This is a genomic window from Ethanoligenens sp. (assembly GCF_047718355.1).
GTDB lineage: Bacteria > Bacillota > Clostridia > Oscillospirales > Ethanoligenentaceae > Ethanoligenens.
This window is the reverse complement of record NZ_JBDNLG010000154.1, coordinates 1-2615: the sequence shown is the minus strand read 5'-3', so window position 1 is coordinate 2615 and position 2615 is coordinate 1. Positions and strand designations below refer to the sequence as shown.

Genomic DNA, 2615 nt, shown 5'->3' with positions numbered 1-2615 from the left:
ATAATTTTTTACATTAAAAAAGATGCCCTAATAGGACATCTTTGAAAAATTTATGACATAAAATGCAAAAAGCGGACCACGCAATCCGTGCCCGCAAATCGTGTATGTCCTAATAATTATAAGCCTCAACCAACGGTGTTTTCGCCCATACCGTGTGAGGCTCTTAATGTTTGCGCCTCTTTTTCCGCTTCCGGTTCTTTGCGGTAGTTTTCAAGCTCTTGGGCAATGGACTTTTTAGAAGCAGCACTGGATTCCGCCGCCGTCGCAGCAGAGGCTTGCAAAGATGATGCAACAGAAAGTAGTATTACATCAATTGGTATGCCTTTCATATTAGCACACCCGTTTTTACCAAAATTATACAGTTAGCGGTTGGAAAGGGCAACCGGACAAACCGTACCTGCATACATTTAAACGAGGTGATACATATGTCCAGAAAGCCAAAAGAGTACGTGCCGCGCCGCGTCGTGGAGCACCATCCGGAAAACGTTACAGAAGAGGAGTTTATGCGGGGGGCGGCGGAAGTGCAGGCTATCTTGCGCCGGGACTACGAAAGGAGCCTTGCCCAACAGGCCGAAAGTAAAAAGCAAAGCTGACTCTATCCAACGCCCGGAACGCCGGGCAGCCCAAACGAGGACAAGCCGTCGTGCACAGCGAAAGGAAGGACATCATTGAACATCACTGATGTAAAAATCAGAAAGCTGTTTGCTGAAGGCAAGGTTCGCACCATTAAATACATGGTGACCACATATTGAAATTACTCAAAATCATTCTGGTCATCTTGTTCCTGTTCCGACGAATCAGGTTTGGGACAGCAAAAATCTTCGCGGAATCTCCTTTGACGGGCAATCAGCCCAAATGTATTACCCATGCTGGAAAAAAGGCTACTGAGTACAAACACAATGTCCGTGTCGGTATGTAACGAAATTATAGTGGACAACGATGTCGCTAATTGCGCAATTTGTTCTGGTGTTAAATTGCACAGGCACGATAAATCCCATGACTGATTTTCCATTTTCATCACCTGAACGTAGTATATGCAAGTTTAGGGAAATCGGATAAACAGACATAAAAATCCCCGCCGAAGCGGGGGCAAAGAAAGTCATACATCGTTGTTTGCAATCGATTGCTTTTTAGCATTTCTATTTTGATTCTGGTTTTCGCGGGTAATGGGAATTTGTCCCTTGGATTTTTCTTTTCGGGCTCTCTTGTTATCGGGCTGGCTGTCTTTTGGCATATTACCACCTCAATAGAAGTTTTCCCCGAAGTCGTAAGAACATTCAAGGGCGGAATCTACCGGATTAAAAAATAGCGTGACGCAGGCGATGGTCGACTTGCTGTTACTGGGAGTATGCTGACAATACATGTATGTCACGCCATGATGATATTACCGATTGAGTGGGTAGTACGAATTTGTTTTTGAAATGGAACCCCGTATCTCCGTTTCTCATAAGATGTCATGTGGAACCGAAAGGGAGTGTAAGGTATGTCTGATGAAAAGATGCGAGATTATGGGCCAATGCCAATGGTGGTCAACATTGAGCAGGCGACCCGGGAGAATAGTACATATCGCACGGCTATATGGACGGGAAAACATCTTCAAATTACATTGATGAGCATAGACGTTAAAGATGACATAGGGTTGGAAATCCATCCTAACGTTGATCAATTTATTAGGATTGAACAAGGCGAGGGGCTTGCCCAAATGGGGATGCAAAGGAATAACTTAAATTTCCAGAGGAGAGTCGGTCCAAGCGACGCTGTCGTTGTTCCCGCAGGGACGTGGCATAATATAGTGAATGTAGGAGATACGCCTCTAAAAGTATATTCGATTTATGCACCGCCAGATCATCCATGGGGAACAGTGAATAAAACGAAGGCCGACGCAATGGAGGCTGAGTAAGAAAATATTTAGCGTCCGCTTAGGCGGACGCTTTCTTTTGCTCAAAGTTAGGAGGTGACCGTTACGGTAATTGCTTGGATGTTACAATGTGCGTACTCTTGGGGACGCGGTTGGTCAGGATGCAGGCGGAAACCTGCGTGACATCTGTACAGCACTGGCGGCTAACGGTGTCTGTGATGCGGCTGTCTGGCCATATGATATCGCAAAATTTGCGGACAAGCCCCCGCAGGCGGCGTATGAAAACGCCGGTATTGACAATGACAAAATCTGCACGTATTACCGCGTATCCGGCATTGACCAGATCAGACAGGTGCTATCTGCCGGACATACGTCGCTCGGCGGCATCCGTGTGTACGAAAACTTCGAGGCGCAGACCACGCTTCAAACCGGCATCATTCCCGCGCCGCGCGGCGTAACCCTGTACCATTTCCCCATTTTTTTCATAGATATGCTGATATACTATTTGACATTAAATTTGATTTTTGGGGGGAGAATATATGGTTTTGCTTATCGTGATTGCTATTGCAGTGCCAAGTGCTCTTGCATATGAAATAGCCAAGTATCTATTACAGCCATAACAATAACAGTAAAACGCCCCTGCCAGCCGATAAAGGCCAGTAGGGGGCGTTTTTTGCTTGTGCAAACCAGAATAGTAAGTTCAAATATTTTCCCTGGTTCTCTGGAACTGTAGCGCGTTTTGGTGTATGATTAATAC

General features: G+C 45.7%; 4 protein-coding genes and 1 pseudogene. 3 read left to right on the top strand and 2 right to left on the bottom strand.

Annotation, left to right across the window (positions count from 1 at the left end; all coding sequences use genetic code 11):
• Positions 1–125: 125 nt before the first annotated feature.
• Positions 126–329, bottom strand: coding sequence for a hypothetical protein (locus ABF463_RS14365; RefSeq protein ID WP_415534701.1), 204 nt, complete (start codon positions 327–329; stop codon positions 126–128).
• Between the two features lie 96 nt (positions 330–425).
• Between ABF463_RS14365 and ABF463_RS14360 the strand changes: the two genes are divergently transcribed.
• The gene (locus ABF463_RS14360) at positions 426–593 is read left to right on the top strand and encodes a hypothetical protein (protein WP_415534699.1); all 168 of its coding nucleotides are present in this window, start codon (positions 426–428) and stop codon (positions 591–593) included.
• A 506-nt stretch (positions 594–1099) separates the two neighbouring features.
• Here the strand turns inward: ABF463_RS14360 and ABF463_RS14355 are convergent.
• Positions 1100–1234: a hypothetical protein gene (locus ABF463_RS14355; protein WP_415534697.1), complete on the bottom strand. Its 135-nt coding sequence runs from the start codon at positions 1232–1234 to the stop codon at positions 1100–1102.
• A gap of 261 nt (positions 1235–1495) precedes the next feature.
• Here ABF463_RS14355 and ABF463_RS14350 point away from each other — a divergent pair.
• Both ABF463_RS14350 and ABF463_RS14345 read left to right on the top strand, forming a co-directional pair.
• Positions 1496–1900 (top strand): annotated as a pseudogene (locus ABF463_RS14350) (cupin domain-containing protein); the annotation flags it as partial.
• An 88-nt stretch (positions 1901–1988) separates the two neighbouring features.
• Positions 1989–2450, top strand: a complete 462-nt coding sequence (locus tag ABF463_RS14345) for a hypothetical protein (RefSeq protein ID WP_415534695.1) — start codon at positions 1989–1991, stop codon at positions 2448–2450.
• The last annotated feature ends 165 nt before the right edge of the window (positions 2451–2615 follow it).